This is a genomic window from Romboutsia lituseburensis (assembly GCF_024723825.1).
GTDB classification, from domain to species: Bacteria; Bacillota; Clostridia; order Peptostreptococcales; family Peptostreptococcaceae; genus Romboutsia_F; species Romboutsia_F lituseburensis_A.
Genome location: NZ_JANQBQ010000001.1, coordinates 2056204 through 2070753, shown reverse-complemented (window position 1 = coordinate 2070753; position 14550 = coordinate 2056204). Strand labels below are relative to the sequence as shown.

14 protein-coding genes are annotated in these 14550 nt (G+C 27.9%); 12 read left to right on the top strand and 2 right to left on the bottom strand.

The genetic code is table 11. The features are described 5' to 3' along the window. Nucleotides 1-67: 67 nt before the first annotated feature. Entirely contained in the window at nucleotides 68-931 is an 864-nt protein-coding gene (fba, locus tag NWE74_RS09945) for a class II fructose-1,6-bisphosphate aldolase (protein WP_092726494.1), read from the bottom strand. Between the two features lie 296 nt (nucleotides 932-1227). Here fba and NWE74_RS09940 point away from each other — a divergent pair, with 296 nt between their 5' ends. The 4 genes from NWE74_RS09940 (at nucleotide 1228) to NWE74_RS09925 (ending at nucleotide 5351) form a co-directional block, all read left to right on the top strand. Further along, nucleotides 1228-1557 carry a DUF1904 domain-containing protein gene (locus tag NWE74_RS09940; protein WP_258243031.1) on the top strand — a complete coding sequence of 110 codons (330 nt, stop codon included), beginning with the start codon at nucleotides 1228-1230 and terminating at the stop codon, nucleotides 1555-1557. Next, on the top strand, nucleotides 1557-2279 hold the full coding sequence (locus NWE74_RS09935) for a pseudouridine synthase (protein ID WP_258243030.1): 723 nt from the start codon (nucleotides 1557-1559) through the stop codon (nucleotides 2277-2279). The genes NWE74_RS09940 and NWE74_RS09935 overlap by 1 nt, the downstream gene beginning before the upstream one ends. Nucleotides 2280-2306: 27 nt before the next feature. Then, a complete protein-coding gene (gene rlmD / locus NWE74_RS09930; protein WP_258243029.1) occupies nucleotides 2307-3665 on the top strand; it encodes a 23S rRNA (uracil(1939)-C(5))-methyltransferase RlmD in 1359 nt (452 codons plus the stop codon). Nucleotides 3666-3980: 315 nt separating this feature from the next. Beyond that, complete coding sequence (locus NWE74_RS09925) at nucleotides 3981-5351, top strand: PdaC/SigV domain-containing protein (protein ID WP_258243028.1); 1371 nt, start codon at nucleotides 3981-3983, stop codon at nucleotides 5349-5351. 35 nt (nucleotides 5352-5386) lie between these two features. Here NWE74_RS09925 and sleC read toward each other — a convergent pair whose 3' ends face one another. Beyond that, nucleotides 5387-6658 carry a spore cortex-lytic germination protein SleC gene (gene sleC, locus NWE74_RS09920; RefSeq protein WP_258243027.1) on the bottom strand — a complete coding sequence of 424 codons (1272 nt, stop codon included), beginning with the start codon at nucleotides 6656-6658 and terminating at the stop codon, nucleotides 5387-5389. A gap of 123 nt (nucleotides 6659-6781) precedes the next feature. Between sleC and NWE74_RS09915 the strand changes: the two genes are divergently transcribed. From NWE74_RS09915 to NWE74_RS09880, 8 genes are all read left to right on the top strand, one after another. After that, a complete protein-coding gene (locus tag NWE74_RS09915; protein ID WP_258243026.1) occupies nucleotides 6782-7507 on the top strand; it encodes a PrsW family intramembrane metalloprotease in 726 nt (241 codons plus the stop codon). Continuing rightward, the gene (locus NWE74_RS09910; protein WP_258243025.1) at nucleotides 7504-8802 is read left to right on the top strand and encodes an RsmF rRNA methyltransferase first C-terminal domain-containing protein; all 1299 of its coding nucleotides are present in this window, start codon (nucleotides 7504-7506) and stop codon (nucleotides 8800-8802) included. Before NWE74_RS09915 ends, NWE74_RS09910 begins: the two co-directional genes overlap by 4 nt. Before the next feature lie 195 nt (nucleotides 8803-8997). After that, nucleotides 8998-9798, top strand: coding sequence for a hypothetical protein (locus NWE74_RS09905; protein WP_258243024.1), 801 nt, complete (start codon nucleotides 8998-9000; stop codon nucleotides 9796-9798). A 35-nt stretch (nucleotides 9799-9833) separates the two neighbouring features. Beyond that, nucleotides 9834-10367 carry a signal peptidase I gene (gene lepB, locus NWE74_RS09900; RefSeq protein WP_258243023.1) on the top strand — a complete coding sequence of 178 codons (534 nt, stop codon included), beginning with the start codon at nucleotides 9834-9836 and terminating at the stop codon, nucleotides 10365-10367. A gap of 9 nt (nucleotides 10368-10376) precedes the next feature. Further along, complete coding sequence (locus NWE74_RS09895) at nucleotides 10377-11138, top strand: sugar phosphate isomerase/epimerase family protein (RefSeq protein ID WP_258243022.1); 762 nt, start codon at nucleotides 10377-10379, stop codon at nucleotides 11136-11138. Between the two features lie 40 nt (nucleotides 11139-11178). Beyond that, nucleotides 11179-12846, top strand: a complete 1668-nt coding sequence (locus tag NWE74_RS09890) for a nucleoside kinase (protein ID WP_258243021.1) — start codon at nucleotides 11179-11181, stop codon at nucleotides 12844-12846. Between the two features lie 96 nt (nucleotides 12847-12942). Beyond that, the gene (gene glsA, locus NWE74_RS09885; protein ID WP_258243020.1) at nucleotides 12943-13860 is read left to right on the top strand and encodes a glutaminase A; all 918 of its coding nucleotides are present in this window, start codon (nucleotides 12943-12945) and stop codon (nucleotides 13858-13860) included. 83 nt (nucleotides 13861-13943) lie between these two features. Further along, nucleotides 13944-14510, top strand: a complete 567-nt coding sequence (locus NWE74_RS09880) for an ArsR/SmtB family transcription factor (protein ID WP_258243019.1) — start codon at nucleotides 13944-13946, stop codon at nucleotides 14508-14510. The last annotated feature ends 40 nt before the right edge of the window (nucleotides 14511-14550 follow it).

Sequence of the window (14550 nt, the reverse complement as noted above, 5' to 3'; positions counted from 1 at the left end):
CTTTTTATCATTTTAAATATAAATTTTAAATTTATATAGAATTACATTCTTATGATCGATTTACAAATTAAGCTTTATTTACAGAACCGAATAATTCCATTTTTTCTTTAACTGTAGCTTTTATAGCTTCAAATCCTGGAGCTAAAAGTTTACGAGGGTCAAATCCTTTACCTTGTAAGTCTTTACCAGCTTCTACGTATCCACGAGTTGCAGCGGCGAAAGCTAATTGGCACTCAGTATTAACGTTTATTTTAGAAACACCTAAAGATATAGCTTTTTGTATCATATCAGCAGGTATACCAGTTCCTCCGTGTAATACTAATGGCATAGTTCCTGTAGTGTTGTTTATAGCTTCTAAAGCATCGAAGCTTAATCCTGCCCAGTTTTCTGGATATTGACCATGTATGTTACCTATACCAGCAGCTAACATATCAACACCTAAATCTGCTATTAACTTACATTCAGCTGGATCTGCAACTTCACCAGTTCCAACAACACCATCTTCTTCTCCACCTATAGAACCAACTTCTGCTTCTACAGATATTCCCTTAGCATGAGCTATTTCAACTATTTCTTTAGTTTTAGCTATATTTTCTTCTATAGCGTAGTGAGATCCATCAAACATAACAGAAGAGAATCCTGCTTCTATTACTTTTAAAGCTCCATCATAACTACCGTGATCTAAGTGTAGAGCTACTGGAACAGTTATGTTTAATTCTTCTAAAAGTCCGTTAACCATACCAACTATAGTTTTGTAACCACCCATGTACTTACCAGCACCTTCAGATACACCTAAGATAACTGGCGAATTGTTTTCCTGAGCAGTTAATAAAACCGCCTTTGTCCATTCTAAGTTATTGATGTTGAATTGACCTACTGCATATTTTCCTTCTCTCGCTTTATTTAACATTTCTTTAGCTGAAACTAACATAATGCAACCTCCATATAATTAATTTGTTAAAAAATCATCAAATTTAAAATTTACCCATCACTTAATATTATAACGTTTCTTTAAAAAAAGTACATAGTAAATTGTAATAACATTAAATTAAAAGTATAATAATATCTATAAATAAGTATAAATTTGAAAAAAATTGAGGAAAATCAGATGATATCTAATAAAATATTAAATTTTAATGCAAAAATATAGTTGAAATTTATTATAAAATAAATCTATAAAATTAATACTTATAATTAAAATTTAAGTAAATAGAAAGGAAGGTTATTATGCCACAGATAAAAGTAAGAGGAATAAATGAAAATGACATATGTAAAATAAGCGAGAAAATGGTAGATGAGCTAGTAGAAGCAGTAAAATGCCCTAGAGACTACTTTGAAATTGAATGTATAAAATCAGTTGCTATAAGAGATGGTAAAATAGCGGATGTTTATCCATTTGTAGAAGTAGCATGGTTTGATAGAGGACAAGAAGTACAAGATATAGTAGCAAAAATAATAACTGAGAATATAAGAAAAAATCTAAATATAGAAAGTATGGATTTAGCATTTACGGTATTTGAAAAAGAAAAATACTATGAGAATGGAGAACATTTTTAATGGCTAAAAAATTACGTATAGATAAGATACTTTCAAATATAGGATGTGGTAGTAGAGCTGAAATAAAAAAATACTGTAAATATGGAATAATAAGTGTAAATGGAAAAATTGTAAATAATCCAGGACTTCAAGTAGATCCACAAAATGATGAAATAATATTTGATGGAGAGAAGGTTAATTATAGAGAATTTGTGTACATAATGTTAAATAAGCCAGATGGATATATATCAGCTACTTTTGATAGACATGATCCAATAGTGCTAGACTTAATAGATCCTTCATATTTAGTATTTGGACCATTTCCAGTAGGAAGACTAGACAAAGATACAGAAGGATTATTAGTTTTAACTAATGATGGACAACTTTCTCATAGAGTTTTATCTCCTAAAAAGCATGTACCTAAAACTTATTATGCAAAAATAGAAGGAATTGTAACAGATGAAGATATAATTGCATTTGAAAAAGGAGTAACTCTTGATGATGGATATGAAACTATGCCATCACAGTTAAAAATATTAAAAAGTGATGAAATATCAGAGATAGAGCTTACTATACATGAAGGTAAATTTCACCAAGTAAAAAGAATGTTTGAGAGCGTAGATAAAAAAGTAGTATACTTAAAAAGACTTTCTATGGGTAAATTAAAGCTAGATGAAAACCTAGCCTTAGGAGAATATAGAGAGTTAACGGAAGAAGAAATCAAATTAATTGAAGAAAGATAGATATAAATGCTAACGGAGGTAAATTTAGTGAAGAAAAAAGACATTATAGAATTTGAAGTAGATAAAATGGAGTTTGGTGGAACATCAGTAAGTATGTTAGGAAATAGAGAGATACATATGAAAGGTGGAATAACTGGACAAAAAATAAAGGCAGCAGTAAAAAAAACTAGAAGTGGAAAAGCTGATGTTAAAATGGTAGAGCTACTAGAAAAATCACCAATGGAAACAGAAGAGACTTGTCCTCATTTTAACCAATGTGGAGGATGCAGCATATTATCTATTCCTTATGAAACTCAGCTTGAAATAAAAGAAAAACAAGTTATGGATTTATTCTTAAAGCAAGATTTATTTGGATTTGAATTTATGGGAATAGAAGGAAGTCCTGAAACTAAATTATACAGAAATAAAATGGAATATACTTTTGGAGATGAAATGAAAGATGGACCATTAACATTAGGTATGCACAAAAAAGGAAGGCATATAGATATAGTAACAGTTGACGGATGCGTATTAGTAGATCAAGACTTTATAAAAGTATTAACTTCAACAGTAGAATATTTCAATGAAAAACAACTTCCTTATTATAGAGGAATAAATCACAAGGGATATTTAAGAAACCTTGTAGTTAGAAAAGGCGTTAATACTAAAGAACTTATGGTAAATATAGTTACATCTTCTCAAGTTGATTTTGATATGACAGAATACAAAAATATGTTATTAAATCTTGAGACAGAATCAGAAATAGTTAGTATATTACATACTATAAATGATGGACTTGCGGATGCTGTTAATTGTGATGAATTAAGAGTGTTACATGGAAGAGATTATATACAAGAAGAAATATTAGGACTTAAATTTAAAATATCTCCATTCTCGTTCTTCCAAACAAATACTAAAGGTGCAGAAAAGTTATATACTATAGCTAGAGAGTTTGTTGGAGACCATGAAGATAAGGTAGTATTTGACTTATATAGTGGAACTGGTACTATAGGTCAAGTTATGGCAGGAGCTGCTAAAAAGGTTTATGGTATAGAAATAATAGAAGAAGCTGTAGTAGCTGCAAATCAAAATGCTAAATTAAATGGATTAACTAATTGCGAATTTATAGCTGGAGATGTTGCTAAAACTGTTAAGAACTTAAAGCATAAACCAGATCTAATAATAGTGGATCCACCAAGACCAGGTATACACAAGGATGCAGTAAGAGATATATCTAAGTTTAGATCTAAGGAAATAATTTATATATCTTGTAATCCTAAGACATTAGTTCTTGATTTAGTCGAATTTAGAAACTACGGATATGAAGTTGATAAAGTTAAGTGTATGGATATGTTCCCTAATACACCTCATACTGAAACCGTAGTTAAATTAACTAAAGTTAGATAATAAAATTGAAATAATCATATTATAAAGCTGTAGGGTTTTTCCTATAGCTTTTTTTATACTTAAGGTTATTATAAGCGAAACGAATTTTTACGTTTTAAAATCTGTCGATAATTACTGTAACTTAGAAATGTAAGAGATTGTGGCTAGCATGAAAATATATTTTTGCAACTAATGAAGTCGTTGTCGACATAAAGTCCAGCGGCCACGTAGTAGCTTAAGCAAAGATAATTTTTATAATTAAAAATATTTTATTGAGAATAAAAAAGCTACTTTTCCTAAGAATAATAATTGAATTATATTTTGGAGGAATTGACTATGAAAAGCACAAAAAATATAGGATATATAATACTTACAATAGCTTTAGCATTTTTAATAATATCAATAAGTTCAAGTAGTAATTTAAAAATTAAAGATATAATTCAAGCTAATATATCTCAAGGGTTGAGGACAGTAAAAATAACAGAAGAGAAGATAAAGATAGATGATAGAAAATTATCTATAAGTATAAAAATGCCAGAGATTCACTGTCAGGATGAAGAAGTTCAAAGATATATAAATTCTTATATAAGAAAGAATATAAATGAGTTTATTAATACACAAAGACAAAATATGGAATTAAAAGATTCTAAGGAAAATATAGATGTATCAATAAACTATGGTGTGGCATTTGAAGATGGCAACTTATTAAATGTTATTATTTATAAAAATACTAATGTTGGAAAAAAAGATTTTAGATTAGAAAAGGAAAGTTATATATTTGATTTAAAAACAGGACAAAGAATATATTTAGACCATTTCTTAAAAGATAATAAAGACTATCAAGAGGTTTTGAGCAAATATATTTATGATTATATTAAAAAGCATAATCTAAAGGTAGATAAGAGTAAAATAAAGATAAATAAAAATACAAATTATATAATATCTGATGGAGGTATAATAATATATTTTAATCCTTATCGATCTAGTAAAACCAATGAAATATATGAATTTAAAGTACCTATTGAAATATTTAAAAATAAGATAAGGACAGTGGGGACAAATAGAATCGTTGCTAATGTAGACACACAAACACTTACGAAAAATACAGACTATATAAATAGTATAATAAATATACCTATAATCATAACTTCTAATAAGGATATAGAAAAGTATATAAATGATAAAATAAGAAATGATATAATGAATTTTTATAATCAAGCTCAACAAGAAGCAAAAGAATATTTAGGTAAAATACCAAGTAAAGATGAAAAATTTGTAGCAAATGTAAATTATGAAGTAAAGAAAAATAGTGATAATGTACTTAGTATAATCGTTAGATATTATAAGTATAGCGGTGGAGCTCATGGTTATTATGAAGATGTTTCATATAATCTAGACATGATAAACGGAAAGTTATTGCAATTAAATGACTTATTTAAACAAAACTCTGGATACAAAAAAGTAATTGATTCAGAAATTAGGAAGCAAATAGAAAGTATTATAAAAAATGATAAAGAATATAAAGATGTATATCAATTTGAAGGTATAAAGCCAAATAATAAATTTTATATACAAGATGATAATATAGTTATTTATTTTGATTTATATGAAATAGCACCTTACGCAGCAGGTCAGCCTGAATTTTTTATAAATTCAAATGTTATAAATCATATATTAAAAGATCAGTATGTTAATATATTTAAATAAAAATACACCCTATAAGTACTTATAGGGTGTATTTGCTATATAGTTGGATTTAAAGATGCTATTTTGGTAACTGCAACATATACTCTAGATATTTCGTACCAAGTTTTAAAATCAACAACCCCAGATTGAGGTAATCCAAAAATTTGTTGGAATGTTTTTACCGATTCAGCAGTAGATTCTCCATAAATACCGTCTTCTTTAACTTTAGGTATGGCTGGGTAAGATTTGGATATTGCATTTAGCTGGTTTTGTATAGTTTTAACATATTTTCCACTATAACCAACTTGAAGAGTTTCACCAGGGAATGATACAGGAACACCACTAACAACAGGTGCTTTTTCAAAGACTATTTCATCACCATAAAAATATCTAAGTATAGCTTCATAGTCTTTTCCTTGATCTCCCAAATCTTTGCTACCCCATTGTGTCATTTGGTTAGGGCATTGAGATTTTTTACCATCACAATATTGAGCAAGTAATGGCTGTCTAGATGTAGGAGGTCGTTTGATAAAAGTATTGAATATATCATCAACAACAACATTTATAGTATCAAATAGATTTCTATTATATATAAATTTATGATCATAAGCTGTAGTAGATGTTATCGTGAAACTATATCCTTTATTCCTATACCATTCAGTAAATACTCTATTTAAAGTAAATGAAACAATTGCTATTACGTTAGAATAAATAGTTTGCTCAGGCCAAGTTGAATATATCTCAGACGATGCAACATTCTTAATGTATTCTTTGAATGGAATCCAATAGTTTTGAGCTGAATTATTTTCAGGAAGACCATCATGAACTACTATAAATTCTGGTACAACTGGATTATCTAAAACTACAAATCCTGTTGGCGGTGGCAATGGTTTTAAATCACTTTCTGGTATTTTAGGAGGATAAGTTCCGTATAGTGTATTATCTCCTATATTATAAACTTCTTCATTTTGTCTAGAATAAGAACTTCTACATCTTTCTTTAGATAGAAGAGGAACATTCTGTCTAGATTCTACAGTTGCAAAAACTTGAGTTCCGTCAACAAGTACTGTCTCATATCCATCTATTTGTACTTCAACTGTATATTGACTATATGGTCTTACATCAGAAGGTTGTTGAGAATAAATAATGTCCGGAGCATCTAATTTCAGACCAGTGACTTGACCAGATGAATTTGTTGTTAAATTTTGATATACAATGGATGAACGCTCCCCTGATTCTGGAGTTGAGTAGATATTTACAGTAGCACCTTCAATAGGTCTATTAGTAAGATTATCTAAAACACTTACCGTTAGAAAACCATCTTGCATATAATCACCCTTTCTTTAGAGACATTGATAATATCCTGTATATTATAGTATGAAGATAGTTCTTATTTTGTTAAGGGAATTGGAAATAATATATATGAAAATATAAATAAGGGATGTGTTTAAATGAAATTTGAACTATTAGCATTAGCTATTGCTCCGACAATAGGAGTTATACTATGGATATATTTAAAAGATAAATATGATAAAGAGCCAATAATGGTGCTAGGACGATTTTTTGTATTAGGAGTTTTTATAAGTATTATAGCTATAATGTTAGAATTTATATTACTAAAATTTAATGTGTTTACAGGGTATTTAAACTTAATATACATATCCTTTATAGTTGCTGGTGTTGTTGAAGAAGGTGTAAAATGGATAGCCTTAACACCAAATTTATTAAAAGAGAAACATTTTAACGAAAAATTAGATGGAATAATATATTCAATATTTTTATCTTTAGGATTTGCTACTATTGAGAATATTGTTTATTTAATGTATGAAGATTCAAGCACAGCAATTCAATTAGGAATGGTTAGAGCTGTAATATCAATACCTGCACATATGATGTTTGCAATAACTATGGGATATTACATATCTAAATACAAATATAGTGGAAGTAAAAGTAAAAAAAGAAAATACTTATTATTGTCGTTGATAGTTCCCATATTATTACATGGAGTTTTTGATTTTATATTGATGATAGAATATAGATGGTCTATTATATTGTTTATAGCTTATATCGTATTTTTATGGAAAATAAATTTAGATAAATTAGATAATTATACAAGAAACTCTAAAAAAAGATTTTTTAGAAAGAAAAAGCATAAAGAAAGGAACGAGAAGAATTGAACACATTACCTCAAAAATTTTTAGATGACATGAAGGAAATACTTAAAGATGAGTATGAGGATTTTATAAATAGTTATAAAAAACCTAAGACTACAGGTTTAAGGGTTAATACTTTAAAGATGAGTAAAGAAGAAATATTAAATTTAGATTTATTTAAACTAAAACAAATTACTTGGGCAAATGAAGGATTTTATTATGATGAAACGGTAGATAGGCCAGGAAAGAATGCATTGCATGAAGCTGGTGCATATTATTTACAAGAGCCATCTGCAATGAGTGTTGTGCCTAAGTTAGAAATAAATGAAAATGATAAAGTATTAGATATGTGTGCAGCACCAGGTGGAAAATCTACATATATACTTTCGAAACTAAACGATACAGGATTATTAGTTTCAAATGAAATAAATCCTACTAGAATTAGAGCGTTAGGTGAGAATTTAGAGCGATTTGGGGCTAAAAACTGTATAATAACTAATACTGATTCTAAAAATCTAAGAAAAATATTTACAGGATATTTTGATAAAATAGTAATAGATGCGCCTTGTTCTGGACAAGGGATGTTTAGAAAAGATGAAATAGCAATTAAAGACTGGAGTTACGCAAAGGTTCTGGAATGTCAATCTATACAAAGAGAAATAATTAGAGATGGATATGACATGTTAACAAATGGAGGAATATTAGTTTATTCAACATGTACATTTGCTACAGAAGAAAATGAAACAGTAATAAATGAATTTATTGAAGAGCATCCTAATGCTAAATTAATAAAAACAGAAAGACTATGGCCACATAAAGTAGAAGGCGAAGGTCACTTTGTAGCTAAAATTCAAAAGTTAGAAGATGAAGATTGTAGTGCTAAACAAATTAAAATAAAAAAATTAGAAAAAGAAATTAAAGATTATAAATACTTTGAAAAGAAATTTTTAAATGTATCTATGGATAATAAATTTGATATAAGAGGAGAAAACTTATATTTAATACCGCAAGAATCTCCTGATACAAAAAAGCTTAAGGTTTTAAGATATGGATTGCACTTAGGTACATTGAAGAAAAATAGATTTGAACCATCTCATGCACTTTCCCATTATTTAAATATAGATGATGTAAAACATGTTGAGAATTTAAAAATAGATAATAATCAAGTTTTAGCATATTTAAGAGGGAATACTCTAAACACAGGAAAAAGTAGAGGTTGGGTTTTAGTATCTGTAGAAGGTGTTCCTTTAGGTTGGGGAAAAGAATCTAATGGAGTTTTAAAAAATCATTATCCAAAGGGATTGAGAATAACATATTAAAAAAAGAGCTATCTTAAAAGATAGCTCTTTTTTTATGAAGTTTATTTAATAATACTATTAAAATTTTTTATATAAATAAATTTAGAATTGAAATATATAAAGTTGGGGAAAATGTATATTTAGATATAATCTAGTTTAATAATAAAGAAAGGAAGTTTTAAGGATTTATTATAGTTAAAATAGAGGAGGTATATAATGGGCTCATTAGATAAAAGTCAGGAGTATGTCATATCTAAGTTTTTGCAAAGATATGATTACGATGCAGTACTAGATATATTAGATGAAGCAGGAATCATAGAAGGAGATTTATATTTATTAATGGAGTCATCTAAATATGCCGTAAATTTTGATTTCAAAAAAGCATTATCAAGTATAAAAAATATGAGTGAAGAGATGCAAAGCAGAAGAGAAGTTCAAAAATTAATGAGTAATTTAGACAACTTAATAAAGGGAGAACCTGAGGACATGCTATCTGAATTAATAGAAAATATAAAGATTCAAATTGTGAATGAAGAATATATAGATTTTTTAGGACGATTATACAGATTGAAAGAAGCTTTATTTAAGTATATCTTCGTAAGCACGAAAGAATCTAAAGGGTATAAAGTGTCGATGCATGGGTATATGTTGTCTAAGAAAAATATACTATATACTTTGAAAAAGAAGTATAATATATATAATGGAAATTTAATCCATGGGGTAACTCAATATACAAATAGACACGTGAAAAAAACTAAAAGAATGGATAAAGTATTAGAGATACTAAATGGAGAAAGGCTTGAAAATTTAATTAAGCTTAGAAATGAAAGTCCGGTTGGTCATGGATTTAAAGGTGTTAGTAGTGAAGATATCGAACGAATCTATGGAAATCCAATGGAAGTTGTACAAGATTTAGTAAAAGCATGTGAACTTTTGGATTTGGGCATAAAAATGAATAAGTATGATAATATCAATGAAATGGCTATACACATGATAGGGAGCTATAGTAACCATTAGATAGAGTAAGCTTAGTTTTAGAGGAGATGGTGTGGATGAATGAAAAAATAAAGAAAGAAGCGATAGAGTGGATGAAGATAATTATTACAGCTCTTGTGTTTGCCTTTATAATAACTCAATTTGTGAGACCCACATTAGTAAGAGGGGAATCAATGTATCCTACATTAGAGGAAAATGACTATTTAATAATTAATAGGATGGCATACAAAATAGGTGAGCCAAAGCAAGGAGATATAATAGTATTTAGTACAGAGTTATTACAAGAAGATGGAAATCCTAAAGACTTAGTTAAAAGAGTTATTGCTGTTGAAGGGGATCATATTAAAATAGAAGATTCAAAGGTTTATGTTAATGATAAACTAGTGGATGAACCATATATTCATAATAACTATACAGATGGAAATATAGACATGGTTATACCTAAAGATAAATTATTTGCTATGGGAGATAACAGAGAAAAAAGCTTAGATAGTAGATATGAAGATGTAGGATTAGTTAATGAGAAAGATATAATGGGAAAAGTTATGATAAGATTATTCCCATTTGACCATATAGGAACTGTTGATTAGAGGTATTATATGAAAATAGGAATTTCAGCATTATTATTTAATTTAGATGAAGCATTAAACATATGTGAAAGAATAAAAGATATAAAACATATAGAAGTGGGAATTGATAATATAGAAGAATGTAAAGATTTAATGAAATACAAGTCAAAATTTAAGGATTTAAATTTATCAGTAGGTATTCATTTACCTATGGAATTAAATACTTGTGAAAATATTAAATTTATAAGAGAATCTTGGAAGTCATTTATATTAGAAATAAAACAAGAACTAAATTTATTAGAAATAAGTTACTTTAATCTTCATCTTGGATATGCTATGTCTAATAGATTGAAAAAAAACAGAGAAAAATACTTAGAAATTAGTAGTAAATTTTTGAGTGAAATAACTGGAATTATAAAAGAAAATATATTTATAGAGAATGTATATTCAAAACAAGGTGATTTTTCTAATATAGGTAACATGGATTATGATTTTGAATATATATTTAATAAGATAAAAAATGAAAGATTAGGTTTTTGTTATGATACAGGTCATAACTTAATAAATTCAGGTGAGTATTTAAGGAAGCTTAAGGATAAAATAAGATTAGTTCATTTAAGCGACAATGATGGTATAGACGATATACATATTGGCATAGGAAAAGGAATACTATCAATAGAAGATATAAGAAAAGTTGTAAAAGATAAACCTGAATTTTTAGTATTAGAAATTGGATATGAGTACATTGAAGAAAGTATAAAAATATTAGAAACTATTGTAAAAGAGGCATAAAAACCTCTTTTTCCTATATATAGGAGAAAGGAGAAATAATATGAGGAATGTTAATATTAAAATAAATGGGGAAGAAAGGCAATATCAAATACCAAAAGGATGTTCAGGGATAGTTTTAGAAGATATAGCCAAAAACATAGAAGATGATTATAAGGGATATATAGCTTTAGCGGATATAAATAATAAATTAAGAGAGCTAAGTTATAGTGTAGATAATGATTGTGAAGTTAAATTTTTAGACACATCTAGTGCAGATGGTTTAAGAGTATACTCAAGAACCGTTTCATTTGTTTTTATAATGGCATGTAATGAACTTTACAAAGATAGTAGAGTAGTGATAGAACATTCTTTATCTAATGGATTATATTGTGAAGTTCATTTAGACAGAGAATTAGAAGAAAAAGATGTTGAAGCTATAAAAGAGAAAATGATGTCAATAATAAATAATGACTATAAAATAGAAAAAATATCAACTAATAGAGAAGAAGGTATACAAATTTTTGAAAGTTACGGAATGTATGAAAAAGCACAATTATTAAAATATAAGGAATATGATGATGTAAAAATATATAAGTGCAATAATTATATAGATCATTTTTATGGATACATGCTACCTTCTACTGGATATATAAAAACTTTTGATTTAAAACTTTATCAAAAAGGAATCATAGTGTTAGGTCCAAGTGAAAATGATAAAACAAAACCGGTAGAATTTAAGCCACAACCAAAGTTGGCAAGTGTTTATCAAGAAGCTGAATTATGGTCAAAATTAATAGGTGTGGATAAAGTAACAACACTAAATAAAATAATAGAGAGCAATGACTATTCAGAAGTAATAAGAACTGTTGAAGCGTTACATGAAAAAAAACTTTCTCAAATTGCTGATATGATAAAAGATCAAGAAAAAAGAGTTATTTTAATAGCTGCTCCATCTTCATCAGGTAAAACTAGTTTTGCACATAGATTATCAATACATCTTAGAGTTAACAGTTTAAAGCCGGTATCTATATCTTTAGATGATTATTTTGTTAATAGAGAGGATACTCCTTTAGATGAATTTGGAAATTTTGACTTTGAATCTATATATGCTATAGACTTAGAAAGATTTAATAAAGATCTAAAAGATTTATTAGATGGAAAAGAAATAAGTCTTCCAAAGTTTAACTTTAAGTTAGGAATAAGAGAAGAAACAGGTAAAAAATTAAAGATAGATGAAAATCAGCCTATAATATTAGAAGGTATACATGGATTAAATCCAATGTTAACATCAGCAATACCAGATGAAGATAAATTTAAAATTTATATAAGTGCTTTAACTCAAATAAATTTAGATGATCATAATAGAATACCAACAACGGATTTAAGATTAATAAGAAGAATGGTAAGAGATTATAATTTTAGAGGATATAGCGCAGAAAAAACTATAATGCAATGGGATTCTGTTAGAAGAGGAGAAAAGAAAAATATATTTCCTTATCAAGAAGAAGCAGATGTAATCTTTAATTCAGCTTGTGTATATGAGCTTGCTATCTTAAAAAAATACGCAAAACCATTACTAGAAGAAATAGATAGGTCAAATCCATCATATATAGAAGCTAATAGACTATTGAAATTCCTTCAATATTTTATAGAATTGAAAGATACATCAGATATACCTTCAACATCAATACTTAGAGAATTTATAGGTGGTAGTAAAATAGTAGATTGATTTTATAGAAAAGTCCTGATATTGACAGAATGTCAGGACTTTCTGTATTATATATATAAATAATATTTCGAAATAAAACTAAATAAGGAGGTAAATATGGAAAAAATTATTCAAGAAGTACTAGATTCAAATAGAAAATATACAAATTATGGTCAGGTTGCAAGCTATATACCAGAATTAAAAAAAGCTAAGCGTGATGACTTAGGTATATGCATAATAGATAAGGATAATAATGTGTATAAGGCAGGTAGTTGTGATACAAAGTTTACGATACAGAGTGTATCTAAAACAATAGTACTTGCAATGGCACTTATGGATAATGAATGGCAATATGTTTTTTCAAAGGTAGGTATGGAACCGAGTGGTGACCCATTTAACTCTATAATGAAACTAGAAACAAATGATACGAAAAAACCATGTAATCCTATGATTAATGCGGGAGCTATAGTAACAACATCTTTAATAAAGGGATCAACGTTAGAGGAAAAAGAAAAAAGAATGTTAAAATTCTTTAGAAGAATGGCAAGAAATGAAAACATAGGTATAAACTATGAAGTATATAAATCTGAAAAAATGACCGGAGATAGAAATAGAGCTATGGCGTATCTTCTTAAGAACGATGGATTTATAGATGGAGATGTAGAGGAAGTACTGGAGTTGTATTTCAAACAATGTTCAATTGAAATTGATGCAGTAGATTTGGCGAGAATAGGAGTAAATCTTGCATCTTATGGTGTTGATATAGCAAATGGTGAAAGAATAATCAGTGAAAGCGTATCAAGAATGGTAAAGACTTTTATGATTACTTGTGGTATGTATGATGCATCAGGAGAGTTTGCTATAAAGGTTGGAATTCCTGCAAAATCAGGTGTTGGAGGGGGAATAATGGCATCTGTTCCAAATAAAATGGGGATAGGTGTTTATGGACCGGCACTAGATAAAAAAGGAAATAGTATAGCAGGGGTAAAAGTTTTACAAGACTTATCGCAAAAGATGAATTTAAATATTTTTTAAATTATAGAATTTTTTGACAACTGTTAACACTTACTATATAATTAAATTAAAAATAAAATAATTTTTTTATAGGGGTGGGGGGAATGAAAGAAGTACTTGTTTTAAGGGACCTGGAATGTATAAAAGCTATTGCACATCCTCGTAGAATCGATATTTTAAAAACGTTTGATAAAGCGCCTTTATCAGCTAAACAATTATCGCAATTACTGGATGAGCCTCATGCTAAAATAAACTATCATATAAAAACGTTATATAAAGTAGGAATTTTAGAATTGGTAGAAGAAAAAATAAAATCAGGTATAGTAGAAAAATATTATTACCCGAAAGCTAAAAATATAGTTGTAGGGAAAAAAGTACTTAATTTTTCTTTGCATACAGAAGAAGAGCAAAAAGAGCTTAGTATATCGAAGTTTGAGAATATGAGCGAGCTATTCTATAATGCAGCAGAGGAAGAACGACTTTTAGATAAAAGTGTAATTGAATATAATAATGTAGGTTTAACTCAAAGTGAAATAAATGAGTTAAATAATGCAATAAAATTGAAGTTAGATGAAATTCTAAAGTCGAGAGATAATACTGAAATGGATGAAATGTTTGATATAGCATTGCTAACAATACCTATATCAGAAAGCGAATCATTTAATATATAATAAGTATCAACATTTGTTGATACTTATTTTTTTGGGTATA

Excerpts from the sequence above, each read along its gene's own strand:
- NWE74_RS09940 (WP_258243031.1), top strand. The coding sequence starts at position 1,228 with ATGCCACAGATAAAAGTAAGAGGAATAAATGAAAATGACATATGTAAA.
- fba (WP_092726494.1), bottom strand. The coding sequence starts at position 931 with ATGTTAGTTTCAGCTAAAGAAATGTTAAATAAAGCGAGAGAAGGAAAA.
- NWE74_RS09890 (WP_258243021.1), top strand. The coding sequence starts at position 11,179 with ATGAGGAATGTTAATATTAAAATAAATGGGGAAGAAAGGCAATATCAA.
- NWE74_RS09880 (WP_258243019.1), top strand. The coding sequence starts at position 13,944 with ATGAAAGAAGTACTTGTTTTAAGGGACCTGGAATGTATAAAAGCTATT.
- glsA (WP_258243020.1), top strand. The coding sequence starts at position 12,943 with ATGGAAAAAATTATTCAAGAAGTACTAGATTCAAATAGAAAATATACA.
- sleC (WP_258243027.1), bottom strand. The coding sequence starts at position 6,658 with ATGCAAGATGGTTTTCTAACGGTAAGTGTTTTAGATAATCTTACTAAT.
- NWE74_RS09935 (WP_258243030.1), top strand. The coding sequence starts at position 1,557 with ATGGCTAAAAAATTACGTATAGATAAGATACTTTCAAATATAGGATGT.
- NWE74_RS09895 (WP_258243022.1), top strand. The coding sequence starts at position 10,377 with ATGAAAATAGGAATTTCAGCATTATTATTTAATTTAGATGAAGCATTA.
- NWE74_RS09905 (WP_258243024.1), top strand. The coding sequence starts at position 8,998 with ATGGGCTCATTAGATAAAAGTCAGGAGTATGTCATATCTAAGTTTTTG.
- lepB (WP_258243023.1), top strand. The coding sequence starts at position 9,834 with ATGAATGAAAAAATAAAGAAAGAAGCGATAGAGTGGATGAAGATAATT.
- NWE74_RS09915 (WP_258243026.1), top strand. The coding sequence starts at position 6,782 with ATGAAATTTGAACTATTAGCATTAGCTATTGCTCCGACAATAGGAGTT.
- NWE74_RS09925 (WP_258243028.1), top strand. The coding sequence starts at position 3,981 with ATGAAAAGCACAAAAAATATAGGATATATAATACTTACAATAGCTTTA.